The sequence below is a fragment of the Vibrio sp. B1FIG11 genome, assembly GCF_905175335.1.
Classification (GTDB): Bacteria; Pseudomonadota; Gammaproteobacteria; order Enterobacterales; family Vibrionaceae; genus Vibrio; species Vibrio campbellii.
Genome location: NZ_HG992751.1, coordinates 1,551,742 through 1,576,404, shown reverse-complemented (window position 1 = coordinate 1,576,404; position 24,663 = coordinate 1,551,742). Strand labels below are relative to the sequence as shown.

Sequence of the window (24,663 nt, the reverse complement as noted above, 5' to 3'; positions counted from 1 at the left end):
TTATACTACGGTCATTTGACCGGCATAGAGAATGAAAGTACGCAGCATTAAGACGCCAACAAGGCTTAGCGTCGTCACCACAAACACGTAGCTTCCCTTGTGGCGAACTTCAGAAGGCGTGAACCAGTTCAGCGTTAACGGTGTGAGCATACCGATGAGCACTACCCCACCCCAGAACCACTGAGCCCAAAACCCGCTAGAAATGGCATTCCAAGCCGCGACTTCATTTTGACCACCACTAAAGATAAGCCCAGTAAAGAAGGTCACTAAGACAAACAGCTCGAACAATACTACTGGACGTTCAAACCCATGTACCCAAGACACACTTGGACTGCTGGTCGACTCTTTAAACACCAAGATGCCAAACATCAAACAAGCAGCTGCGCCCGAGGACAAACTAGAGAACAGGAACAAGATTGGCAGTACTGGATTGTTTAGCATTGGGTAAGTCTTCAACGCAGACAATAGAAAGCCAGTGTATGCCGCAAGCACGATGGCTAAGAAACCCAAGAACAACTCAATGGCGTTGTTCGTTTTCCCCGCCTTGATTAAGATGCTATCAACAAAATCCAACAGTTTGCTCGGAAGCTTTCCTTCACAGAAACTGATGATTTGATGACGGAAGATGACGCCGATCCAGACAAACAACACGACCATGTACACTTGGAACAAAATAACGCCCATCGACATCACGGAAGTCGGATTGTAGTAAATCATGATCTTCCAAAACTCGAGCGGTTTAGTTAAGTGAAAAATCAAAATTACGAGGCCGGCAATGATGCCAAACGGTGCTAGCCAAGCCATTGCTTTCATGATGCCATTGTTTGCTGGGTCACCCTCGATAACTTTGCGTTTTAAATAAATGGAGATCATTACCGCCCCAGCGGACATTCCCGCCAAAAACAAATAGATTGCGATGATCCAATCCCAAACTAACGAGTCAAAGTGGAATGCACTTTCGAAGCCGTTCATGATGACACCTCCCCTTTGCTATGCGGAATTTTGTACAGTTTAGGTTGCGTACCTAAATGCGATTTATCGCGATAGACAACATGACTTTCGATAGCTTTGCTCACCTCGCTAGTTGGATCATTTAAATCACCAAAGATGAGTGCTTTCGTTGGGCAAGATTCCACGCAAGCCGGCTGCTTACCTTGCGCTAGATTGGTATCACGACAGAAGTTACATTTATCCGCAGAATGATCGACCGGATTAAAGAAACGCACTTGGTAAGGGCAAGCAGCTAAGCAATAACCACATCCTACACATTTCTCTTTGTGAACATCCACGATGCCTGTCGCTTCATCTTTGTATGCTGCACCTGTTGGGCAAACGTACACACATGGTGGGTTGTCACAGTGCTGACAGGATTCGCGAGTAAACTGGTATTCCACATCTGGGAATTCGCCAATCGGTTCACTACGATGAATTTTAAGACGGGTAACGCCTTCAGGAACGTTGTTCACTTCACGGCAAGCATCGGTACAAGCAGTACAGCCAATGCAGGCGTTTTCATCGTGAACCATTCCCATACGCTTTGCTTGCTGACTATCACTGGCATAAAGAGAGGAGCTAACAACGGAAGTGCCTGCAACGCCTGTGGTCAATATCAACGCGCCGCTGCCGGCGAGGAAGTTTCTTCTAGAACATTTCATGCTATCTCTCCTCTTCTTTTGCAAGTTCAGGTTCGATGGCAAACTCAGAGTGACAATCCACACACTGCTTGATCAACTGTTTTCTGTCGTAAGAGAGGGCTTTGGTTTTTGCAGCATGAACATCATGACAATTTGCGCAAGTAAGATTCTTTGCATGAACATCATGCGTCCAGTGTTTTTCTCTGAGCTTGGTAGGGGCATGGCAATCCACACACTTGCTGTTGGCTTTAAGAATCATGCTTGGCTCAAGGAACACTTTGTCGTGTACCTCTTTCGATTGCGCGGCAGAAAACTTAATCACATCCGGTGCACCTTCACGGTGATCAGGACCGATGTTACTGTGGCAGTTGGTGCAATTAAGCTGCTTACCTTTGCTGAGTAACGCTTGCGGATCATGCGAAAGGTTCAGAGTCTCTTTGGCATCCTCATGACATTGGAGACATTTGTAGTCTCTGTCTCGGATTAACTCGACTTGATGACGCTCAGCTTGAGCACCTTCAATCGGCTCTGAAGAAGTCGCATGGGCGGCGATGGAGAAACCATAGATGGCAAAGACGAAGAGAAATTTCAGCATTGTCTCTATGGTCAATTTTATATTGCCCATATTTTTCTTTCCTTAGCTCGACAATAATTGATAACTATTCTCAATTATTTATTTGAGCGACAATTAATTTCCTCTGAAGATATTTTTCCAAATCTTCAAATGACATCAATTCTTATTTCGGAAAGCCACAACGCTAAACCTATATTTATAATACCTCTATTATTCATAAGAGGTAGAAACAACTGCTTAAAAAGCGAACCAAATCACCCTATTTTTGAAGTGGTTAAATCCTAACATCTTGCAATCAAAGACATTAACTACTACCCCTTTAGAGGTATAAAAACTTAAACATGATTGAGATCACTGGTGTAAATTGATCTAAAACAAGACAAGTTCTGCTCACTATTTCATCCATTGGAATAAACAATAATATTAAATACAGATCTCCAGTTCTTATTTGGAATAGCTCCTCACAACGCTGCTAATAAAAACGAATATGGAGATAACACCGTGAGCATAAAACACTGGATGAGCGCACCCATCGCGGTTGCGACCTTATTCGCCAGCCAATTATTTTTGGTCGGCGCTCCGTTGGCAGCAGAAGATAAAGGCCTCGTCGACCCTCGAAATGACGTCTTTGAACAGAACCACCCTGATCAATACCACTCTTGGAAAGCAACCTCTGAAAGCGAACACATTGAAGATGCTCTAAGTGAAGATCCAAACATGGTGATCTTGTGGGCAGGCTACGGCTTTGCTAAAGACTACAACAAAGCACGCGGTCACTTTTACGCACTTGACGATGTTCGCCAAACCTTACGCACTGGCGCACCGACTGATGAAAAATCTGGCCCTATGCCAATGGCCTGTTGGAGCTGTAAAAGCCCTGACGTTGCTCGCGTGATTGATGAACGTGGTGAAGACGGTTATTTCGAAGGTAAATGGGCACGATTGGGCTCAGAAATCGTCAACCCTATTGGTTGTTCTGACTGTCACGACACTCGCTCTGAAGAATTTAAGAAAGGCGAACCAGCACTGGCGGTAACTCGCCCTTATGTCGAGCGTGCTTTTGATACTATTGGTAAAAACTTTGATGAACAATCTCGCCTAGATAAGCAAGCATCGGTCTGCGCTCAATGTCACGTTGAATACTACTTCACCGGCCCGACTAAAGCGGTCAAATTCCCATGGGATATGGGCACCACCGTTAATGACATGGAGAAATACTACGACGCGTTGAATTTCAAAGATTGGACGCATGCAGTATCTAAAGCTCCGATGCTAAAAGCACAACACCCAGGTTACGAAACGTGGCGTGATGGCATCCATGGTAAAAACAAAGTGGTGTGTGTGGACTGTCATATGCCTAAAGTGACCAAAGAAGACGGCACTGTGTACACAGACCACAAAGTGGGTAACCCATTTGACCGCTTCGAAGACACTTGTGCACAATGTCATACCCAAACTAAAGAGCAGCTACAAGGCATCGTTTCGACTCGCAAAGCGCAAGTACTGAACATGAAGCTAACCGCCGAGAAGCAAATCGTAGCGGCACACTTTGAAGCAGGCGCAGCGTGGAAAGCAGGTGCTACAGAAGATGAAATGCAGCCAATCCTACAAGATATTCGTCATGCCCAATGGCGTTGGGACTACGCAATTGCTTCTCACGGTGTCCACATGCATGCACCTGAGGTGGCACTTGAAGTACTGGGTACTGCAGTTGACCGTGCAGCAGATGCCCGAACCAAGCTAGTTCGTTTACTGGCAACCAAGGGCATTACTGAACCAGTACAAATTCCAGATATCTCGACCAAAGCGAAAGCACAAGAAGCACTTGGTATGGATATGGAAAAAATGAACAAAGATAAGAAACACTTCCTAGAGACTGTCGTTCCGGACTGGGATAAAGCCGCGGCCGAACGCGAAGCTACATACTGATCAGTATCGATTGCAGTAAGGTTACACAGATAAAACAAAGGGCGCAGAAGGCGCCCTTTTCTTTTAATAAAGAGATAGAAAAAATAAACTAGCGACGAGGCAGCCTCGGTCTAGGCTGAATATTTGGCCGCGTTTTAGGCATTTGCACATTAGGTCTTGTAGCAGGACGTTGGATTTGAGTCTCAGGCAGTGCTTTTCTTTGTTGCAGCTTTTCTTTCACCGCTTTGTCTTGTAAAGCCGCTGGCTCAATACGTTCTGGACGATTCTCCCACTTAGTTTGAATCTCTTGCTTTTGCTCTTCAGGCAGTGATTGCCAATGATCATCAAGTTGGCGCTTCATGTTATCGATGTTGGCGGACATATCATCGTCCTTCCAATTTTCGACTTTGTCTTTGATGGACTGCTGTTGGTCTTCATCCAAGCCATTCCACCATTCTTCCAGCTTCTCTTTGTATTCGTCATCGTTGTCGCAACAACCCGGATAGTAATAAATCCAGTAGTCGTCATGATCGTACCACCAAGGATCGTAATAACCTGAAGAATAATAAACCGAAGAGGAAGAACCAGAATGATCGGAAGAGCTACAACCCGCCAATACAGAGCCGCACAGCAAAACCAATATGCTTAGTGCCTTATTTTTCATTCGTTGCCCACCTTTCCCTCTACTGCTTATTAAATTGTACGCTTACAACAGCTCTTTTGCTTGTTGATAGAGTTAATGATTTGCACTCTATCTAAATTTGGATCATTAGAATCTAATAATAGTACCCAAGTATCAATGGCTTCCTGAAAGCGGAATGACAGAAAATGGTCATTTGCGATCAAAGACAAAGCTGCTTCATTGTGCGGTTCTATCTGTAGAGCTTGTTCCAGAAGCAGGCTGACTTCTTGCGTCATAGATTGTTGGTGGATGTAGTATAAAGTGGTCGCCTTCGCAGCAAGTTGCGTGGCACTGACAGGTTCAGTAAGTTGGATCGCGTAATCAAAACAAATCAACGCACCATCCAACTCACCTTCTAGCAGATAGCCCTGCCCTAACTGAAACCATAACTTAGCGTTGTTTGGGTCTTCACTCAGTTGATCTTGGATTTCCTGCATTATGTCGCGAGCAGTCATCATTCGAGACATTTCCGCTTGGATTGGTTGAGGCGGTGTCTGACGCAGCAATAAGAAACTTGCGCTGGTCACGACGAGTACCAACAAACAAAAGCCAAACCACTGAGCAGGTTTCACTTTTGATGCACTCAAAGACAAGAGAACAATGAACAACCCCATCAAGGAGATGGCAACAAAGAACCAAACAGACATAACGCATCCTTTCAATAAAGATAACGCCAGTGTACGCATTTCTTGTCTCGATTGCGTTGATACAGATACAAAAAAAGCCGAGCGTTATGCTCGGCTTTCAAATTTAGCGATTAAGAAGAAGCTTACTCTTCTTCTGAACCTTCAGCTGCATCGTCTGCTGCTGGCACTTCAGGAGCTTGACCTTCTGCGTTCGCCTCTGTTGCTTCTGCTTCTTCGCCTTCTGGCAATTCAACTTCTTCAACTTCATCGATACGTTGTAGGCCAACCACTGATTCGTCTTCAGCTGTACGGATAAGTGTCACACCTTGGGTGTTACGACCAACTTGGCTCACTTCCGCAACACGAGTACGAACTAGAGTACCAGCGTCGGTGATCATCATCATCTCGTCGCCTTCTTCTACTTGTACTGCGCCAACAACTGGACCGTTACGCTCAGAAACCTTGATAGACACAACGCCCTGAGTTGCACGACCTTTCGTTGGGTATTCCGCTAGTTCAGTACGCTTACCGTAGCCGTTTTGTGTAACCGTTAGGATATCGCCTTCGTTAGACGGAACGATTAGAGAAACAACTTGGTCTTCGTCTGCTAGTTTCATACCGCGAACACCTGCCGCTGTACGACCCATTGCACGTACTTTGTCTTCGCTGAAGCGAACCACTTTACCTGCTTTAGAGAACAGCATGATGTCGCTATCGCCGTTTGTGATATCAACACCAATTAGTGAGTCATCGTCACGTAAGTTCACAGCGATTAGACCGTTTGAACGTACGTTTGCAAACTGGTTCAGTGGGGTCTTCTTAACCGTACCATCGCCTGTCGCCATGAAGATAAATTTCTCTGGTGAGAACTCATCAACAGGAAGAATTGCAGTGATACGTTCACCTTCCTCTAGAGGAAGGATGTTTACGATTGGCTTACCACGTGCAGTACGAGTTGCATGAGGCAACTGGTAAACTTTCAGACGGTAAGTCTTACCACGAGTAGAGAAACACAGAATGTTATCGTGAGTATTTGCAACAAGTAGACGTTCGATGAAGTCTTCATCTTTCATCTTAGTTGCACTCTTACCTTTACCACCACGGCGCTGAGCTTCGTAGTCGCTTAGAATTTGGTACTTAACGTAACCTTCGTGAGACAGAGTTACTACTACGTCTTCACGAGCAATCAGCTCTTCCATGTCGATGTCATGGGTAGCTGCTGTGATTTCGGTACGACGAGCATCGCCGTAACCATCGCGAACTGCTTCAAGCTCTTCGCGGATCACTTCCATTAGACGCTCAGTGCTTGCAAGGATGTGCATTAGCTCTGCGATTTCATCTAGAAGTGCTTTGTATTCATCAAGAATCTTCTCGTGCTCTAGACCGGTTAGACGGTGTAGACGAAGTTCTAGAATAGCTTGCGCTTGAGTCTCAGTTAGGTAGTACAGACCATCACGGATACCGTATTGATCTTCTAGCCATTCAGGACGAGCTGCATCAGTACCAGCACGCTCAAGCATTGATGCTACGTTACCAAGATCCCAACCACGCGATACCAAGCCAACTTTTGCTTCTGCTGGTGTTGGTGCGTTTTTGATTAGCTCAATAACTTCATCGATGTTTGCAAGAGCAAGAGACAGTGCTTCAAGGATATGAGCACGTTCACGCGCTTTGCGTAGTTCGAAGATAGTACGACGAGTGACAACTTCACGACGGTGGTCAACGAAGCACTTCAACATGTCTTTTAGGTTGAATAGCTGTGGCTGGCCGTTGTTTAGCGCAACCATGTTGATACCGAAAGTCGTTTGAAGCTGAGTTTGTGCGTAAAGGTTGTTTAGAACCACTTCACCCACAGCGTCGCGCTTACATTCAATTACGATACGCATACCGTCTTTATCAGACTCGTCACGTAGCGCACTGATGCCTTCTACTTTCTTATCTTTAACTAGCTCAGCGATCTTTTCGATCAAGCGAGCTTTGTTTACCTGGTAAGGGATTTCAGTGACGATGATGGTTTCTTTACCATTCTTCTCCACTTCGATTTCCGCTTTTGAACGCATGTAGATCTTGCCGCGACCAGTTTTGTACGCGTCTACGATGCCTTTACGACCGCTGATTAGCGCTGCCGTTGGGAAATCAGGACCAGGAATGTAATCCATTAGTTCATCAATCGTGATTTCTTCATTATTGATGAATGCAAGACAGCCATCGATCACTTCGCCAAGGTTGTGCGGTGGGATGTTGGTTGCCATACCTACCGCGATACCAGAAGCACCGTTTACCAATAGGTTAGGAATTTTAGTTGGAAGAACCGCTGGGATTTGCTCCGTACCATCGTAGTTAGGTACGTAGTCCACGGTTTCTTTATCTAGGTCAGCCAGAAGTTCGTGGGCAATTTTCGCCATACGTACTTCGGTATAACGCATTGCCGCAGCAGAGTCGCCATCGATCGAGCCAAAGTTACCTTGACCATCGACCAGCATGTAACGAAGTGAGAACGGCTGAGCCATACGTACGATTGTGTCGTACACAGCACTATCACCGTGTGGGTGATATTTACCGATTACGTCGCCGACAACACGGGCTGATTTTTTATATGGTTTGTTCCAATCGTTGCCTAGTACGTTCATCGCGAATAAAACGCGGCGGTGTACTGGTTTTAGGCCATCACGCACATCTGGAAGAGCACGACCCACGATTACTGACATCGCGTAGTCTAGGTATGAACCTCTAAGCTCATCTTCAATGTTTACGGGCGTGATCTCTTTAGCTAAATCGCTCATAGAGCCATTATCCCTCTATTATCTGATCGTAATTACGATACGTGTAAGGTGCAAAAATATAACACACAATTCATCAACGGGGCATCACTTTCCCACTCGTTTTATCAGGTTGTGAGCTTCGTTATGAGTTAAATGAAGAGAATTTGCACATTCATCCCATATCTTTCTGAAAACTGACTACATTTCCACCAACACCGCTCAAAAATCTCCCCTGTAGCGATTGTGAGAAAAGAAGCAGTTTTAACGTATCGTACCATTGGAGTATAATCACGCCTTCCAAAGGACTATTAGCGAAGCGATATTACTATCATGACAAAAGCACAAAACGTCGACCCAAGTGAAATTAAGAAATTCGAAGAGATGGCTTCCCGTTGGTGGGATTTAGAAGGCGAATTCAAACCACTTCACCAAATTAACCCGCTTCGCTTGAACTATGTCCTAGAGAAAGCTGACGGTGTATTTGGCAAAAAGGTGCTCGATGTTGGCTGTGGCGGCGGTATCCTTGCGGAAAGCATGGCAAAAGAAGGCGCGGTCGTTACCGGTCTAGATATGGGTAAAGAACCTCTAGAAGTCGCGCGCCTGCACGCACTAGAGACGGGTACTAAACTGACTTACATCCAAAGCACAATCGAAGACCACGCCGCTGAAAATGCTGGCACCTATGATGTGGTGACTTGTATGGAGATGCTTGAGCACGTGCCAGATCCTCTTTCTGTGATTCGTTCTTGTGCAGCGCTCGTGAAACCAGGCGGCCATGTCTTCTTCTCAACTTTAAACCGCAACATGAAATCTTACCTGTTTGCTATTGTCGGCGCAGAGAAACTGCTGAGAATCGTTCCGGAAGGCACACACGACCATGAGAAGTTCATCAAACCAGCAGAAATGATGAAGATGATTGATCAAACTGACCTAACCGAAATGGGCATCACAGGTTTGCACTACAACCCTCTTAACGACAGCTACAAGCTCGGTCGTAATGTGGATGTAAACTACATCGTTCACACTACTAAATATTGATTTTTTGGATCGCGGCGTTGTTCGTGATTAGGCAAAACTCGATATGAAATTTATGGGAAAGCGGTAGCACATGAGCGCCGCTTTTTTTGTCAATTTCTGTAGAAAAAAAGTGCTCTAGATTCCATTTTGACCAATCTATTTTTAACAAACAAAAACTGTCAAAGATCAAGGAAAATATTTTTACATGCGGTTATTTATGAACCGATCTGAAAAACGTAATTTTCCCCATTCAAGTCAGCCCTTTTCTCATCGGTTAGTGTCCACTTACTGATTTTTTTAATTTTGTTAGTTATCCACAAGTCATCCCAAATCTGTACCTTGAAAAATTGGGGTAACAGCACTATCTTGTAACTCGCAAACAAATGAACCCCTATATGTTGTGTTTAAGCTACAATATATAGATAGACTTTGATCACAAAGCCGCCGCAAGTTTTACAAATTTTGCACATAAACAAACAAAAACACGGCTTTTATCAGTTTTCTTAGGGAAATAAAGCAGAATGAACCAACAACTTACCGTCACTAAGCGTGATGGCCGCAAAGAAACTATCGATCTGGAGAAAATCCATCGCGTTATTACTTGGGCTGCCGAAGGTCTTAACAACGTTTCAGTATCACAAGTAGAATTACGTGCTCACATCCAGTTTTATGACGGCATCACCACGTCAGATATCCACGAGACGATGATCAAGTCTGCTGCAGACCTGATTTCAGAAGAGACACCGGACTACCAATACCTAGCTGCTCGCCTAGCGGTATTCCACCTACGTAAAAAAGCATACGGCCAATACGAGCCGCCAACGCTGCATGACCACGTAGCTCGTCTTGTTGATATGGGTAAGTACGATAAGCACATCCTAGAAGACTACACAAAAGCGGAATTAGACGAGCTTGATGCGTACATCGACCACAAGCGCGACCTTGATTTCTCTTACGCGGCCGTAAAACAGCTAGAAGGTAAGTACTTTGTACAAAACCGTGTATCAGGCGAGATCTACGAAAGTGCTCAGTTCCTTTACATTCTAGTGTCTGCTTGCCTGTTCGCTAACTACCCGAGAGAAACGCGTCTTGACTACATCAAGCGTTTCTACGATGCGACATCGACATTTAAGATTTCTCTGCCTACACCGATCATGTCTGGTGTACGTACGCCTACTCGTCAGTTCAGCTCATGTGTACTGATCGAATGTGGCGATAGCCTTGATTCTATCAACGCAACAGCAAGCTCTATCGTGCGTTACGTTTCTCAACGTGCAGGTATCGGTATCAACGCAGGTCGTATCCGTGCGCTAGGTTCTGAAATCCGCGGTGGTGAAGCATTCCACACAGGTTGTATTCCATTCTACAAATACTTCCAAACAGCAGTGAAATGTTGTTCTCAAGGTGGTGTTCGTGGCGGCGCAGCAACGGTGTTCTACCCGCTATGGCACGGTGAAGCTCGCTCACTATTGGTGCTTAAGAACAACCGTGGTGTAGAAGAGAATCGTGTTCGTCACATGGACTACGGTGTTCAGTTGAACAAACTGATGTACCAACGCCTAGTGGAAGGTGGCAACATCACGCTATTCTCACCGTCTGACGTACCTGGTCTATACGACGCATTCTTTGAAAACCAAGAAGAATTCGAACGTCTATACGTGAAATACGAAAACGATCCTTCAATCAAGAAAGAGACCGTTAAAGCAATTGAGATGTTCACTCTGCTAATGCAAGAGCGTGCATCAACAGGCCGTATCTACATTCAGAACGTGGACCACTGTAATACTCACAGCCCGTTCGATTCAGAAGTTGCGCCAGTTCGTCAATCAAACCTATGTTTGGAAATCGCTCTGCCAACTAAGCCTCTGAAAAACGTTGAAGATGATTCAGGTGAGATCGCACTGTGTACGCTTTCTGCGTTTAACCTTGGCGCTATCAAATCGCTAGATGATTTCGAAGAGCTATCTGAGCTTGTAGTTCGTGCGCTAGACGCTCTGCTTGATTACCAAGATTACCCACTACCAGCAGCTTACAAGTCGACAATGAACCGTCGTACGCTGGGTGTTGGCGTTATCAACTTCGCGTACTACCTAGCGAAGAATGGCGTTAAGTACTCTGACGGCAGCGCAAACGGCCTAACTCACCGTACATTTGAAGCGATTCAGTACTACCTATTGAAAGCCTCTGTAGCGCTTGCGAAAGAGCAAGGTAAGTGTCCTTCGTTCCACGAAACGAACTACGCGAAAGGTCTACTGCCAATCGACACTTACAAGAAAGACGTTGACCTCATTTGTGAAGAAGAGCTGCACTACGACTGGGACAGCCTACGTCAAGAAATCATGGAGCACGGCCTACGTAACTCAACACTGACTGCGCTAATGCCATCTGAGACTTCTTCTCAGATCTCTAACGCAACAAACGGTATTGAGCCACCACGTGGTTTCGTGTCTGTTAAAGCGTCGAAAGACGGCATCTTGAAGCAAGTTGTGCCAGATTTTGCTGAGCTGAAAGACAACTACGAACTGCTTTGGAACATCGGTTCTAACGACGGTTACCTACACCTTGTGGGCATCATGCAGAAATTCGTTGACCAAGCGATCTCTGCAAACACAAACTATGACCCTTCTGGTTACGAGAGCGGTAAGGTTCCAATGAAGAAACTTCTTCAAGACCTTCTAACTGCGTACAAGTTTGGTGTGAAGACACTTTACTACCATAACACTCGTGACGGCGCGAAAGACGACCAGAAAGACGCAGTTCAACCACAAGATGACGATTGTGCAGGCGGCGGTTGTAAGATTTAATCTCCCGCACCCTAACAATCCGTAGAAACAAACAATCGAATACCTCCCCTTTTGGGGAGGTCTAAAAGGAATTGAGGCATTATGGCTTACAGTACTTTTAACCAGAACAAAAACGACCAGCTAAAGGAACCAATGTTCCTAGGTCAATCAGTGAACGTTGCTCGTTACGACCAACAAAAATTCGAGATATTCGAAAAACTAATCGAAAAGCAACTGTCTTTCTTCTGGCGCCCAGAAGAAGTTGACGTTTCAAGCGATCGTATCGATTACAACAAGCTACCAGAGCACGAGAAGCACATCTTCATCTCAAACCTGAAGTACCAAACGCTGCTTGACTCAATTCAAGGCCGTAGCCCTAACGTTGCACTGCTTCCACTTGTTTCTCTGCCTGAGCTAGAAACATGGATTGAGACATGGTCTTTCTCTGAAACGATTCACTCTCGTTCGTACACACACATCATCCGTAACATCGTGAATGATCCAAGTGTTGTATTTGACGATATCGTTGAAAACGAACACATCCTTAAGCGTGCGAAAGACATTGCACACTACTACGATGACCTAATTCAAGCGACAAACGACTACCACCGTTACGGTGAAGGTGAACATGTTCTGAATGGTGAAACGGTTAAAGTTAGCCTGTACGATCTGAAGAAGAAATTGTACATCTGTCTGATGTCGGTAAACGCGCTTGAAGCAATCCGTTTCTACGTAAGTTTCGCATGTTCATTTGCGTTCGCAGAACGTGAGCTAATGGAAGGTAACGCGAAAATCATCAAGCTGATCGCTCGTGATGAAGCACTTCACTTGAACGGTACGCAGCACATGATCAACCTGCTACGTAACGGTCAAGATGACTTCTCATTCATGCAAATCGCTGAAGAAGCAAAACAAGAGTGTTTTGACCTATTCAAAGAAGCGGCTGAGCAAGAAAAAGAGTGGGCTGAGTACCTATTCAAAGACGGTTCAATGATCGGTCTGAACAAAGACATCCTGAGCCAATACGTTGAGTACATCACTAACATCCGTATGCAAGCAGTAGGTCTACCAGCAGCGTACCCTGAAGCAACGTCAAACCCTATCCCATGGATCAACGCTTGGTTGTCATCGGATAACGTTCAGGTTGCACCGCAAGAAGCAGAAATCTCTTCATACCTTGTTGGTCAGATTGACAATGAAGTAAGTGCAGACGACTTCGAAGGATTTGAGCTGTAATGCCAAATATCAAAATCAACAAACTCGTTAGCATTGAGTCCAACCCATCCAATACGATTTTGGAGACGATGGAACAAGCAGGCTTATTACCTGAATACAACTGTCGCGACGGCCACTGTGGTGCTTGTCGTTGTAAGTTGGAGTCGGGTGAAGTGGAGTACGTTGGTTTTGCCATGGCTTATACTCAGCCTGATGAGATACTGCCTTGTATTTGTAAGGCGAAATCAGACGTTTCCCTGAACGGTGTGAACTATGCGATGAAAGAAAAACGCGCCTAGTCCAAACCAGCTAAGCAAATACAATAAAGCCAAGGCAACCGCCTTGGCTTTTTGCTATCTGTCGTCTCGTCCTGAGATGGGTATCTCGCCCTTAAATGTATTTACGCAATAATGTTGCGGTTTAAGGGCGAAAACAGTTAAAGCATGCTTCAAATCGCACTGCTCGGGATATGCATCTCTTTCACTTTCTCTAAGAAAGCATATTGAGCCGACATTGGTTTACGTTCTAGGTAACGGCGTAACAGGTCTAACGCGGCCGCACTGATAACTTTCACTTGGTCGTCGCGCTGATATTTTCTCGATAACTTATATAACGCCCCCCACTCGCCTGTTGAGGTAGAAAGGGCTACGGAAAATACTCCCTCTTCAAGCTTTCCGGTCACTAGCGCTAAATCCGTGCCGCACTTCTCACGCGTCGCACCCGCCAGCGCAAAGGTCGCTGCTAATGGGTCTCCCTCGTCGGTAATGGTTTGGCTTTGACCTGCTAATACCCAACCATGACCAAACTGCTTTTCGACGTTCTCATCACTGTTAAGCCAATAGGTTAAGTGGCCTGCACTGCTTTTCTCTGAAACGGACAAGGTCAGTCCTTTATCTGACAGCATTTGGCCTACATGCTCAACCATCGGCACGTCTACGCTCACCGTATTGGTTTCAAGGTGCTTGTGAATCAGTTGCATCAGCTTCATTCGCTGTTCTACCTGATTGGAAGGACCAAACAGCTTCACCTCGATAAACGGCAAGTAAGAGCGGTAACCGAGCTCATAACCCTGTGGCAATTTCATTTGGTCTAGTTTGTCTGAGATACCAGACTCTGACAGGCCAAAGGTATAAATACGACTGCAAGATGCGCTCTCAACTTCAGGGAATAGCTTCTTCAAGTCTGGCAGAATTTGCGTTTCTGCCATCAGTTTGAATTCGCTTGGCACACCCGGCGTAAAGTAGAACACCGCGTCATTAATCAGCATTTTAAAGCCACATGCCGTGCCTATTGGGTTATCCACGATTTCGGCTGTCTCTGGCAACATCGCTTGCTTGAGGTTATTATCCGGCATTGGGATACCACGACGAGCGTACATCGCCTCCAGATGCTCTAGCCAGCCTTTGAATAGCACTAGCTTACATTCGGCAGCTTTTGCCGCTGCAGCGGCGCTCATGTCGTCTGTAGTTGGGCCCAAACCACCATTAACGATCACGACATCGTTATTGAAGCTGAGCATAAGGAATTCTTCGATAAGGCTCGACTGTTTGTCACCAACGGTCGAGCGCTTGGTTAAGCCAAATCCATGCTGATAAAACAAACTCGACAGCCAAGCTGCATTTGTATCAACAATGTCACCGTGAAGGACTTCTTCTCCGGTACTAAGCATAGCAATTTTCACAACTGACTCCTGAAAATAGGCAAAATCCACATTTTTTCGACATTATGCCTATATCGTTTTCATTTTATTAGACTAATCTCTTAGTGAATTTGTTGAGATTAAATTTAGGTCAAGTATTTAAATGGCTGTTCTTTTAAGGGATAATTGTGAGCCCGATCATCAAACCAATAACTCGGAGACCTCTGTGTCAAAATCATCCATGTTCAAGAAAACGCTAAGTGGTCTTGTTCTGACTGCGTCTGCTGCGGCAAATGCGAGCCAGTACGATATGAGTAACCATATCGAGTTTTCTTACACGCCTGATTGCCTGTCAGGTTACTGCGAAACAACCACTCTGTATAGCTTCGAGCCACAAAATCCTCGCTATGCGATGGGGTTAGATAGCGATGATTCTTTAAATCTCGACGCAGGTCTTCAACCAAAGCATCTTATCGTTCCAAAAGACAAAGATTGGGACTACCTTATGGGTCAAACTTACACCATTCTTGGTTTGAGTGTGGCGACTGTGGGTTTGATGACATTGCTGCCTGAAAGCATCACTAAGTGGGACGACGAAGATCGTGACATGAGCAAACTCGGTAGTAAGTGGAAAGACAACGTTTCTAGCGGTCCGGTTTGGGATCGTGACGAACACTTCCTAAACTACGTCATGCACCCTTACTTCGGTGGTGTTTACTATACAGCAGCACGCCACGCGGGCTACAACGAATTTGAATCCTTCCTGTACTCTGCGACCATGTCGACGTTCTTCTGGGAATACGGCGTAGAAGCATTTGCGGAAATCCCATCATGGCAAGACTTGTTTATTACTCCATTTTTTGGTGCTGTGGTCGGTGAAATGATGTTAACTGCTGAGCAAGACATTATTGCTGGCGGCGGTGAAGTAATGGGTTCAGAGACGATGGGTGACGTATCTTTGTTCTTCCTTAACCCAGTTGGCCATATCCATTACTGGGTATCCGATGCTTGGGGTGGTAGCGCAGAATTCCAATTCAGCTCATCGCCTTGGTTCGGTAACCAGGACGCCGCGAAATTCGCGATGGACTCTGGCGCAAGCTACGACAATGTCTTCTACGGTTTTGAAATGAAGGTAACCTTCTAAAACCAAACGGTTAAAGAGCAGCTCACGAGCTGCTTTTTTTGTGCCCCAAGCAAAGTTTTCATTATTTGCGTCACGAATTAGCGTCAAAAATTGACCTCTGTCAAACATAACCCTCCCCCAGCACCTACACTGAAATTAAGAAAAAATTCCAATAACTTAAGTTCTTGAACCTTAAGCCCAAATAACTATAGCGATACGTCTACCCGTGCCGCGTCCAAACCTTATTCCGGGAGGGGACATTATGAACACTGTGTTTATCGTTAATTTCGTCGGTCAGGCATCACCAGCGACCATCAAACAACTTGCTGCTGTTACACATGAAAACGAGGGAAAATGGCTCATCAGTAAAGTGAACTTTATTGAAGACCAAGTCGCTGGCGTAATCAAAGTGGAGCTTCCTGAAGAAAACGCCGACACAGTAAAAGACGCGTTTTCCGCTTGCCAGACTCTTATCGTCAAGTTCGTCGATTCTGAACCGTACTCTCATCGAGAAGATACGGTTTTCCAATTACGTCTCGACGCCAATGACCGCGCCGGTATTGTCAACGAGATTACTCACGTGCTCGATGGACAAGGGATTTCAATCTTAGATATGGACTGCCAACGTGTGTTCATTGCCGGCGGTGGTGGGGTCAGTTCTAGCCTATTCAGTGCGAAGATGGCCATCAAGCTGCCTAGTGAATTAGAAATCGATGATGTGGCAAACGAGCTGGAATCACTCAGTGAAGATACCCGTGTGATTGTGGAAGGCTAACCTCCGCCCCCGATGCACATTCCAATATCAATGCCCAAATAAAAAAGAGCAGCGTTGTGCTGCTCTTTTCACGTTCAACCACTTTTTACGTCAAGCAAAGATAACTACTTCACTGACCATTGAGATAAAGAGCGTTTGAAATCTGAGTAATCAAACTCGTTCAGTTTTTGAATCTCGCCACTTGAACGCTCACAGTATACAGATGGCATGCGCAGACCGTTAAACCAGTTTAGCTTCACCATGGTGTAACCCGCACTGTCCAGAATGTGCAGACGCTGGCCAATCTCTAATGGCTGTTCGAAGTTCGCCACACAGAACTGATCACCCGCTAAGCAAGAGCAAGAACCAATCACGTATTCGTGCTCGCCGTTTTCTGATGCTTCTAGGATAGACGCAGGCTCATTGTAGATAAGGGTATCCAAGCGGTGCGCTTCTGTTGCTGAGTCAACAATCGCCGTCTTCTTCACGTTCTCAACAATATCTACCACGGTCACGACAAGGTCGGTCGTTTTTGTGATGATTGCCTCTCCTGGCTCTAAGTACATTTGTACGCCGTGTTTTTCAGAGAAGGCTTTCAGCGCTAGGCCTAATTTCTCGATGTCGTAGCCTGGCCATGTGAAGAATACACCACCGCCCATGCTTACCCAGTCTAGCTTGTTTAGGTACTCGCCAAACTGTTCTGAAATCGAATCAAGCAAACCAATAAATGCGTCTACGTCTTTGTTCTCACAGTTCATGTGGAACATCACGCCATCAATGCCATCGAAAATTTCTGGCTTGATGTGGTCAGCTTGTACGCCAAGACGAGAGAACTGACGAGCAGGATTCGCTAAGTCTTGACCTGCGTAGCTTACGCCAGGGTTCAGGCGAAGACCAATAGATGCTTTGCCCTCAACGATATGACGGTAAGCTGCTAGCTGTGACTGCGAGTTGAAAATCATCTTGTCACAGATATCCGCTACTTCACGCACATCGTCTTCGCTGTAGCCAACGCTGTATGCGTGAGTCTCACCACCGAAAGTTTCGTAGCCAAGCTTCACTTCAAACGGGCCAGAGCTAGTCGTGCCATCTAAGTAAGGCTTGATGATGTCGAATACGCCCCATGTTGAGAAGCACTTCAGTGCCAATACCAGCTTCACACCAGAAATGTCTTTTAGCTGCTTTGCTTTTTCTAGGTTCTCAACCAACTTGTCTTCATTGATCATGAAGTACGGGGTTTTAAGTTGTTCTTTGCTCATAACTCACCATTTATCAACGATTAATCCCCTCTAACTCCCCCTTAAAAAGGAGGATTAAACCAAGCCACCTCTACTCTTGCCAAAAAGTGGAAAGATTGAAGCCACGAACAGTCTGTTTTTGCTCCTCCCTTTAAAAAGGAAAGTGGAAACTGTACTCGGTTTGCCTCAACTTCCCCTCTTTTAAAAGTGGAAGATTTGAAACTAAGCTCGGCCTATCTTTGCTCCTCCCCTTTTTAAGGGGAGGCTGGGAGGGGTTAACCTCAAATACGACAAAAGCAGCCACGACTTTACGCCATGACTGCTCAAATTATCTAAACAAGTTTAATGATTAAACTTATTTGTTCAGTTCGTGAATCAGCGGTAAGCCTTGGCCTGCTTCCAACTCCTGAACATGCCAATCTAGACCGATCGTTGGCATCGTTTCTAGGAATGGATCTGGGTCTAGCTGTTCCATGTTGAACACGCCTTTATCAGCCCACTTGCCACGGAAGAATTGCAGTGCTGCAGTAATTGCAGGAACACCTGTCGTGTAAGAGATCGCTTGGTGTTCAACATCTTCGTACGCGACTTCATGGTCTGCGTTGTTGTAGATAAACACGCTACGCTCTTTACCGTCTTTCTTACCTTGAACCCAAGTACCGATACACGTTAGGCCAGTGTAGCCTGGTGCTAGAGAGGTTGGATCAGGCAACATCGCTTTTAGTACGTGTAGAGGTTGAACGACTGTACCGTCGTGTAGCGTTAGTGGTTCTGGACTTAGTAGGCCAATATCACGCATTACGTTGAAGTAGTTTAGGTAACGGTCACCGAAACCCATCCAGAACTCAATGCGTTTTGCAGGGATGAATTCTTTCATTGAGCGAACTTCATCATGCGCCATTGAGTAAACTTTGTGTGAACCACAGTTCGGAAAATCAAACTCTAGCATACGAGAGTGGCAAGGCACTTGTTTCCATTCGCCGTTTTCCCAGTAGAACGAGTCGCCTTGGATTTCAAGCATGTTCGTTTCTGGGTCAAAGTTGGTTGCAAACTTCTTACCGTGGTCGCCTGCGTTTACATCCATTACATCAATCGTATCGATTTCATCAAACAGGTGCTTCACTGCGTAAGCCGCGAATACTGATACCACGCCTGGATCGAAACCAGCGCCAAGAATGCCCGTGATGCCCGCTTCTTCGAACTTCTCACGGTAACCCCATTGCCAGTCGTAAGCTTCAGGCACCTGCTGACCTTCAGAACATAGGTCAACGGCCACTGATGTATCTAGGTATGAAACTTTTGCTCGGTAACACGCTTCCATGATTGGCATGTTAACCCACGGAGGACCCGCGTTGATTACTAGATCCGGTTTAACTTCTTCAATAAGAGCAACCAGAGAATCTACGTCGTCAGCATTTACTGCACGCGCTTCTAGTTTCTTAGCTGAATCTTTCAGGTTATTTTTCTTCTGAATAGACTCGATGATCTTCTCACACTTACCAATAGTACGTGATGCGATTGTGATATCACCCAGAACGTCGTTGTTTTGTGCTGCTTTGTGTGCAACAACCCAGCCAACGCCGCCTGCACCAATCTGTAGAACTGCCATAGTTTTCCGTTACCTTTATTAAACTAGCTCAACTGCTAGCGTGTTGATTTTCAAGAGCAAAGATTCAAAGTCCGCTGTCGTCAGACAAGGATTCAAAATCGTAAATTTAAGAGCGGTCTTACCATCAACGATGGTTTCACCGAGAACTGCGATACCGCGAGTCAACGCTTCAAGACGCAACGCTTTGTTTAGTTCATCTAAATCTGCAGACGCCTTGTTTGTGCTTACATTGGTTGCGCGGAATAGAACCGTAGAAAGTGCAGGCTCAGCCAGAAGCTCGAACTCTTCATGAGCGCGAACCATGTCGGCAACTTGCTGCGTTTGTACTAAAAGGTGATCGTACATGTCACCAAGCGCCTTAGGACCAACGTTTTGCATCGTCATAAAGACTTTCAATGCATCAAAACGCTTCGTCGTTGCGATAGATTTGTCTACCAAGTTAGGTAGCTCATCGTGTTCGCGGTTCAGGTAGTCAGCATGATGAAGTAGGAACTTAAAGTTCGACTTATCGTTCACCAACAATGCGCCACAGCTGATTGTTTGGTAGAACAGTTTGTGGAAGTCGACACTGATCGAGTGCGCACGCTCTACACCTTTCAGGCGTGATTTGTGGCTGCTAAGAATCAGTGCACCGCCATAAGCGCCATCAACGTGCATCCACATTTCATGTTTCGCTGCCATATCAGCAATGAAATCAAGATCGTCAATTGCGCCGTGATCGGTCGTACCCGCGGTGCCAACAATAGCAAATGGAATCAAACCTTCTGCTTTTGCCTGCGTTAGAACTTGATCTAACTGAGTAACATCCATCGTTCCGTCAGCGTTCGCATCGACAGTCATCACGGCTTTCTCACCCAGTCCCATCCAAGATGCTGACTTTTGAACCGTGAAGTGCGATTTCTTCGAACATACGATACGAAGTTTGTCCGCGTATTCTGGAAGACCCAGCTTCTGAATTGAGTGGTTACTTAGCTTGTCTGCAACCCAGTCACGCGCCAGCATTAGGCCCATCTGGTTGCTCTGCGTACCACCGCTAGTGAAGATGCCGTCCGCCTTATCACCAAGCTCATACTTGTCGCACAGCCAGTTAATCACCTTTTGCTCTACGTAAGTCGCAGAAGACGCTTGATCCCATGAATCCATTGATTGGTTCAACGCTGCAATCATGGCTTCTGCCGCTACCGCAGGCATCAAAGGAGGCGTGTGCAGGTGAGCAATACAATCAGGGTGTTGAGTGAAGATTGCATTCTTCGCGACAAGCTCAGCCGCCTCATCAATTACAGATTTGAGCGGTGCGTTTTTGTTGTCCAAGTCGATCGCGTTGATTGCCGTTTCCAGCAACTTAGGGTTCATACCAGAGTATGGCGCATTGACCTGTTCGAATACCGACTTCATCGCCGCAGTCGTATGGTTCATTACCGATGCAAATTCAGCGCTGCCAAGTTCACCAGTATGAATAAAGTGCTTTTTCCACTCTTCTTGTGGGTCTGCTTCAACATGACTACCGCCTGCAGCGATAATTGCGTCTTCCAGAACTCGAAGTGCAAAGTCAATTTGCTCGAGAGAAATGATAAGTGGCGGAAGGAAACGAATCACAGAGCCATCACGGCCACCCTTTTCTACCATCAAGCCACGTTCAAGAGCCGCGCGTTGAATATCAAGAGTAAGCTGGCCATCCGACAACGGCTCACCGAACTTATTGAGTTTGCCGTTTGGATTCTTAATTTCTACACCCAACATTAAACCTTTACCGCGAACATCCGCGATACAGTTAACGCGTTTTTGAATGCTCTCAAGCCCAAAGCGTAGGTACTGGCCTGCAACATTTGCATGCTCAACAAGATTGTCGCGTTGGATGATTTCTAGTGCTTTCGCACCTGACACCATTGCTAACTGGTTACCACGGAACGTACCAGTGTGCTCACCTGGCTTCCATGTATCGTGTTGCTTGTTGATCACCAATAGTGACATTGGCAAGCCACCACCGATCGCTTTAGACAAACACAAAATATCAGGAACAATGCCCGCTTCTTCGAATGCGAAGTTGTAGCCCGACTTACCGACACCACATTGAATTTCATCAAAAATCAGTAGGATACCGTGATCGTCACAGATACGGCGCAATTCACGTAGCCAAAATGCAGGAGCAGGAATAACACCGCCTTCACCTTGCACTGGCTCTACAATGATTGCAGCAGGCTTCATGATACCGGCTTCGTCGTCGTTCAGTAGACGTTCGATGTAACGAATGCTCGCTTTCGCCCCTTCGTCACCACCTAGACCAAACGGACAGCGCAAGCTGTAAGGGAAAGGCATGAAGTGCACGTCTGACATCAAACCAGTACGACGAGCTTTGGTGCCCAAGTTCCCCATCATACCCATAGTGCCGTTCGTCATGCCGTGGTAGGCACCGCGGAAAGCAAACATGGTGTTACGACCCGTGGTTTGTTTGGCCAGCTTGATTGCTGCCTCAACCGCGTCTGCACCAGAAGGGCCACAGAACTGAATCACGCAGTTGTCACTCAGTTCTTGAGGAAGAAAGCCTTTAACAGACTTAATAAAATGCGTTTTCGCAGATGTCGCGATATCCAGAGTTTGGTACGGCAGACCAGAGTCCAATTGTTCTTTTAGCGCTTGGTTAATTTCTGGATGGTTGTAACCTAGAGCCAAAGTACCCGCGCCAGCAAGACAGTCTAAGAAGATCTGGCCTCGCGTATCTTCGACCAAACAGCCATAAGCTTGTTTAATCGCGATAGGTAAACGACGTGGGTAAGAACGAACCTCAGATTCATGTTCAGCCTGCTCAAGAAGCACTTGATCAGGAGTTAGGTCATACGTTCCTTCAACAACAGGAACCTGAGAGGAAAAGTAATTTGCGATAGTGTTATCGACTTCAAAGGCAGTGCTCATACTACATAATCCCTTGAATTATAATGATTCTCTTTCCTGTATTTATTCTTGTTAGTATTAAATAACAGGAAATACAGATATACCTCCGCATTCATCGTTACTTAAACGACAAATACAGATAACCCGTCACGATGAACGCGACTTTTATTGTGCTTGGAGAGTAATCAAGGTTCCGTAATGCATCCGTTTTGTAAAACGGGACATTTCGGCAGTATGAAGCTGATTAGTGTGTGTTTGTTTAAAGGTTTCAATGTTGGGTTTCCCATTAACATGCTGCTTCTTACAGCACTAGTATCCCGTCTATCGACAAATGGCTTTGCCGATACCTACCCTACGCAATGTCACAATCAGCTTGAATGGTCATTACGCGTATCCCCCAGAGAATCAAAGTCGTAATAATACGCTCCGAGATTGCGCGCGAATTTATCACAAAATAAAATCTTCTGGCAATATGTTTTCACAGGTTGCATATTGATTTAGATCACAATCGGCAGCAAACGTTCACTCGGTTCATTTTCATTAATATTGATATGTATCGCAGAAAATCGTCTTAAATCCATCAACGGTTGAAAACAGAAAATATAAGGACAGCCCGCTTGTGCGGCTCTGAGAAGGCATTTTCTTACTACGCCATCAGAGTGTTAAAGCAAGTTCAGGGAGGGATTCTATTACGATTGGATGTATGAAGTCGCTGGGTAGAACTGAAGGAAGACTCAAACAGTAGAAACGAAAAAGCCCAGTATAAATGCTGGGCTTTCGAATCTGGAGCGACACACGAGGTTCGAACTCGTGACCTCAACCTTGGCAAGGTTGCGCTCTACCAACTGAGCTAGTGTCGCAGATTTTGAGATGGTGCCCCGGGCCGGACTTGAACCGGCACAACGCGAACGTCGAGGGATTTTAAATCCCTTGTGTCTACCAATTCCACCACCAGGGCACACAAATATTCTTTGTGATGCCTTTACAGAAAAGTAAAACACCATCTGATATCGCTAATCGCCATATCACTTTAATTTGGAGCGACACACGAGGTTCGAACTCGTGACCTCAACCTTGGCAAGGTTGCGCTCTACCAACTGAGCTAGTGTCGCATTTATTCTTGAAAGTCATTCACTCTCAAAAGAATAATGGAGGCGCCTCCCGGAGTCGAACCGAGGTCCACGGATTTGCAATCCGCTGCATAGCCACTCTGCCAAGGCGCCTCATCTGTGAAGAAAGTTTAACTTTTCTCACCACCCTTTCGAGACGTGCTCTCTTGGGTACGGGATGCATTCTACGGATTCGAGCGATCGAGTCAACACTATTTTTATTTTTTTAAATCGTTTGACCAGAATTTGTGCGAAAGACGGTAAATTGATTAGTTTTAATACTGAGAATATCCGAAATACACTTGTTTATCATGAATATTGGGCCAACCCCCTTACCCATTCCAAGGCGTTATTCTTGATTTCAAGTGCTGATAATCAGCGGAACAGACTTGAATAAAGTATGGAGCAGTTAAAAGTAAGACTTAGATCACACTCCTATCGCCCTTTGAGAATTAGATATAAAAAAAGCAGGCTACGTGCCTGCTTCTTAAAATGCTATTTGCGTTGGATTGTTTTAGTGATGCTCTTCATTAAGCAAATCGTCTTTCGCCGCCGCTAGATACTGAACCATTGACCAGTAGGTCAGGAAAGTCGCAACATACAAAGCACCAAAACCAAGCCATACCATCCAATCATCGTAACGCCAGATCAGAACCCAAAGTGCAAACATTTGGGAGACCGTTTTTACTTTGCCAACCCAAGAAACTGCCACACTGGCTCGCTTACCGATTTCTGCCATCCATTCACGCAATGCAGAGATGATGATTTCGCGCGCTATCATAGTCACGGCGGGGATGGTCACCCAAATACTGTGATAATGCTCTGTAATCAAAATCAGGGCCGTTGCAACCAGTACTTTATCTGCCACAGGGTCAATGAAAGCACCAAAGCGAGACGTTTGGCCTAGCTTACGAGCCAGCATGCCGTCAAGCCAATCGGTAAAACCTGCAACCCAGAAAACCATTGCTGCTGCAAAAGGCGTCCAAGAGTAAGGTAGATAGAAAACAACCACAAAAACTGGGATTAAGAACAGTCTTAGTAGAGATAGAATGTTCGGGATATTCAAACGCATTTTATTATTCTCTTACACATTGCGGCTTA

Annotated in this window: 18 protein-coding genes and 4 tRNA genes; 7 read left to right on the top strand and 15 right to left on the bottom strand. The window is 45.7% G+C overall.

Translation table 11 applies throughout. The features are described from left to right. From nrfD to nrfB, 3 genes are read right to left on the bottom strand one after another with little or no spacing between them, the layout of a single operon-like run. Positions 1-972, bottom strand: a complete 972-nt coding sequence (nrfD, locus tag KHO06_RS07105) for a cytochrome c nitrite reductase subunit NrfD (RefSeq protein ID WP_212582314.1) — start codon at positions 970-972, stop codon at positions 1-3. Continuing rightward, positions 969-1,655: a cytochrome c nitrite reductase Fe-S protein gene (gene nrfC / locus KHO06_RS07100; protein ID WP_005430643.1), complete on the bottom strand. Its 687-nt coding sequence runs from the start codon at positions 1,653-1,655 to the stop codon at positions 969-971. The genes nrfD and nrfC overlap by 4 nt, the downstream gene beginning before the upstream one ends. Position 1,656: 1 nt before the next feature. Beyond that, positions 1,657-2,259, bottom strand: a complete 603-nt coding sequence (gene nrfB, locus KHO06_RS07095) for a cytochrome c nitrite reductase pentaheme subunit (protein WP_212582313.1) — start codon at positions 2,257-2,259, stop codon at positions 1,657-1,659. Positions 2,260-2,709: 450 nt separating this feature from the next. On the opposite strand from nrfB, the gene nrfA reads away from it, so the two are divergent. Further along, complete coding sequence (nrfA, locus tag KHO06_RS07090; RefSeq protein WP_212582312.1) at positions 2,710-4,137, top strand: ammonia-forming nitrite reductase cytochrome c552 subunit; 1,428 nt, start codon at positions 2,710-2,712, stop codon at positions 4,135-4,137. An 88-nt stretch (positions 4,138-4,225) separates the two neighbouring features. On the opposite strand, the gene KHO06_RS07085 is transcribed toward nrfA, so the two are convergent. From KHO06_RS07085 to gyrA, 3 genes are all read right to left on the bottom strand, one after another. After that, positions 4,226-4,780 (bottom strand): hypothetical protein, encoded by a 555-nt coding sequence (locus KHO06_RS07085; protein WP_212582311.1) that lies wholly within the window; start codon positions 4,778-4,780, stop codon positions 4,226-4,228. 29 nt (positions 4,781-4,809) lie between these two features. After that, the gene (locus tag KHO06_RS07080) at positions 4,810-5,445 is read right to left on the bottom strand and encodes a hypothetical protein (protein WP_212582310.1); all 636 of its coding nucleotides are present in this window, start codon (positions 5,443-5,445) and stop codon (positions 4,810-4,812) included. Between the two features lie 122 nt (positions 5,446-5,567). Next, positions 5,568-8,207 (bottom strand): DNA gyrase subunit A, encoded by a 2,640-nt coding sequence (gene gyrA / locus KHO06_RS07075; RefSeq protein ID WP_038889979.1) that lies wholly within the window; start codon positions 8,205-8,207, stop codon positions 5,568-5,570. A 309-nt stretch (positions 8,208-8,516) separates the two neighbouring features. Here gyrA and ubiG point away from each other — a divergent pair, with 309 nt between their 5' ends. The 4 genes from ubiG to yfaE all read left to right on the top strand — a co-directional run bounded on the left by ubiG (position 8,517) and on the right by yfaE (position 13,500). Beyond that, positions 8,517-9,224 carry a bifunctional 2-polyprenyl-6-hydroxyphenol methylase/3-demethylubiquinol 3-O-methyltransferase UbiG gene (gene ubiG, locus KHO06_RS07070; RefSeq protein ID WP_005430651.1) on the top strand — a complete coding sequence of 236 codons (708 nt, stop codon included), beginning with the start codon at positions 8,517-8,519 and terminating at the stop codon, positions 9,222-9,224. 500 nt (positions 9,225-9,724) lie between these two features. After that, positions 9,725-12,007 carry a class 1a ribonucleoside-diphosphate reductase subunit alpha gene (nrdA, locus tag KHO06_RS07065; RefSeq protein WP_038889977.1) on the top strand — a complete coding sequence of 761 codons (2,283 nt, stop codon included), beginning with the start codon at positions 9,725-9,727 and terminating at the stop codon, positions 12,005-12,007. An 81-nt stretch (positions 12,008-12,088) separates the two neighbouring features. Beyond that, entirely contained in the window at positions 12,089-13,222 is a 1,134-nt protein-coding gene (nrdB, locus tag KHO06_RS07060; RefSeq protein ID WP_005431220.1) for a class Ia ribonucleoside-diphosphate reductase subunit beta, read from the top strand. Next, positions 13,222-13,500, top strand: a complete 279-nt coding sequence (gene yfaE, locus KHO06_RS07055; RefSeq protein WP_212582309.1) for a class I ribonucleotide reductase maintenance protein YfaE — start codon at positions 13,222-13,224, stop codon at positions 13,498-13,500. Before nrdB ends, yfaE begins: the two co-directional genes overlap by 1 nt. A 149-nt stretch (positions 13,501-13,649) precedes the next feature. Here the strand turns inward: yfaE and KHO06_RS07050 are convergent, their stop codons facing one another. Beyond that, entirely contained in the window at positions 13,650-14,882 is a 1,233-nt protein-coding gene (locus KHO06_RS07050) for a CinA family nicotinamide mononucleotide deamidase-related protein (RefSeq protein WP_212582308.1), read from the bottom strand. A gap of 199 nt (positions 14,883-15,081) precedes the next feature. On the opposite strand from KHO06_RS07050, the gene KHO06_RS07045 reads away from it, so the two are divergent. Continuing rightward, entirely contained in the window at positions 15,082-15,984 is a 903-nt protein-coding gene (locus KHO06_RS07045) for a DUF3943 domain-containing protein (RefSeq protein ID WP_045369213.1), read from the top strand. A 241-nt stretch (positions 15,985-16,225) separates the two neighbouring features. Beyond that, on the top strand, positions 16,226-16,738 hold the full coding sequence (locus KHO06_RS07040) for an ACT domain-containing protein (protein WP_212582307.1): 513 nt from the start codon (positions 16,226-16,228) through the stop codon (positions 16,736-16,738). Between the two features lie 104 nt (positions 16,739-16,842). Here the strand turns inward: KHO06_RS07040 and nspC are convergent, their stop codons facing one another. From nspC to pgsA, 8 genes are all read right to left on the bottom strand, one after another. After that, the gene (gene nspC / locus KHO06_RS07035; protein ID WP_045421447.1) at positions 16,843-17,976 is read right to left on the bottom strand and encodes a carboxynorspermidine decarboxylase; all 1,134 of its coding nucleotides are present in this window, start codon (positions 17,974-17,976) and stop codon (positions 16,843-16,845) included. Positions 17,977-18,310: 334 nt separating this feature from the next. Next, positions 18,311-19,564, bottom strand: a complete 1,254-nt coding sequence (locus tag KHO06_RS07030) for a carboxynorspermidine synthase (RefSeq protein ID WP_005430654.1) — start codon at positions 19,562-19,564, stop codon at positions 18,311-18,313. An 18-nt stretch (positions 19,565-19,582) separates the two neighbouring features. Continuing rightward, positions 19,583-22,474 carry a pyridoxal phosphate-dependent class III aminotransferase gene (locus KHO06_RS07025; RefSeq protein WP_212582306.1) on the bottom strand — a complete coding sequence of 964 codons (2,892 nt, stop codon included), beginning with the start codon at positions 22,472-22,474 and terminating at the stop codon, positions 19,583-19,585. A gap of 763 nt (positions 22,475-23,237) precedes the next feature. After that, positions 23,238-23,313, bottom strand: a tRNA-Gly gene (locus tag KHO06_RS07020). An 11-nt stretch (positions 23,314-23,324) separates the two neighbouring features. Beyond that, positions 23,325-23,411, bottom strand: a tRNA-Leu gene (locus tag KHO06_RS07015). 78 nt (positions 23,412-23,489) lie between these two features. Next, positions 23,490-23,565 (bottom strand) — tRNA-Gly (locus KHO06_RS07010). Positions 23,566-23,602: 37 nt separating this feature from the next. Then, positions 23,603-23,676 (bottom strand) — tRNA-Cys (locus tag KHO06_RS07005). 400 nt (positions 23,677-24,076) lie between these two features. Beyond that, the gene (pgsA, locus tag KHO06_RS07000; protein ID WP_212582305.1) at positions 24,077-24,634 is read right to left on the bottom strand and encodes a CDP-diacylglycerol--glycerol-3-phosphate 3-phosphatidyltransferase; all 558 of its coding nucleotides are present in this window, start codon (positions 24,632-24,634) and stop codon (positions 24,077-24,079) included. Positions 24,635-24,663: the final 29 nt, after the last annotated feature.

Bases quoted from the DNA above. Each gene is read 5' to 3' on its own strand.
- nrfD (WP_212582314.1), bottom strand. From the start codon at position 972: ATGAACGGCTTCGAAAGTGCATTCCACTTTGACTCGTTAGTTTGGGAT.
- KHO06_RS07085 (WP_212582311.1), bottom strand. From the start codon at position 4,780: ATGAAAAATAAGGCACTAAGCATATTGGTTTTGCTGTGCGGCTCTGTA.
- gyrA (WP_038889979.1), bottom strand. From the start codon at position 8,207: ATGAGCGATTTAGCTAAAGAGATCACGCCCGTAAACATTGAAGATGAG.
- KHO06_RS07040 (WP_212582307.1), top strand. From the start codon at position 16,226: ATGAACACTGTGTTTATCGTTAATTTCGTCGGTCAGGCATCACCAGCG.
- ubiG (WP_005430651.1), top strand. From the start codon at position 8,517: ATGACAAAAGCACAAAACGTCGACCCAAGTGAAATTAAGAAATTCGAA.
- nrfC (WP_005430643.1), bottom strand. From the start codon at position 1,655: ATGAAATGTTCTAGAAGAAACTTCCTCGCCGGCAGCGGCGCGTTGATA.
- KHO06_RS07045 (WP_045369213.1), top strand. From the start codon at position 15,082: ATGTTCAAGAAAACGCTAAGTGGTCTTGTTCTGACTGCGTCTGCTGCG.
- pgsA (WP_212582305.1), bottom strand. From the start codon at position 24,634: ATGCGTTTGAATATCCCGAACATTCTATCTCTACTAAGACTGTTCTTA.
- yfaE (WP_212582309.1), top strand. From the start codon at position 13,222: ATGCCAAATATCAAAATCAACAAACTCGTTAGCATTGAGTCCAACCCA.
- nrfB (WP_212582313.1), bottom strand. From the start codon at position 2,259: ATGGGCAATATAAAATTGACCATAGAGACAATGCTGAAATTTCTCTTC.
- nrdA (WP_038889977.1), top strand. From the start codon at position 9,725: ATGAACCAACAACTTACCGTCACTAAGCGTGATGGCCGCAAAGAAACT.
- nrdB (WP_005431220.1), top strand. From the start codon at position 12,089: ATGGCTTACAGTACTTTTAACCAGAACAAAAACGACCAGCTAAAGGAA.
- KHO06_RS07030 (WP_005430654.1), bottom strand. From the start codon at position 19,564: ATGGCAGTTCTACAGATTGGTGCAGGCGGCGTTGGCTGGGTTGTTGCA.
- KHO06_RS07025 (WP_212582306.1), bottom strand. From the start codon at position 22,474: ATGAGCACTGCCTTTGAAGTCGATAACACTATCGCAAATTACTTTTCC.
- nspC (WP_045421447.1), bottom strand. From the start codon at position 17,976: ATGAGCAAAGAACAACTTAAAACCCCGTACTTCATGATCAATGAAGAC.
- KHO06_RS07080 (WP_212582310.1), bottom strand. From the start codon at position 5,445: ATGTCTGTTTGGTTCTTTGTTGCCATCTCCTTGATGGGGTTGTTCATT.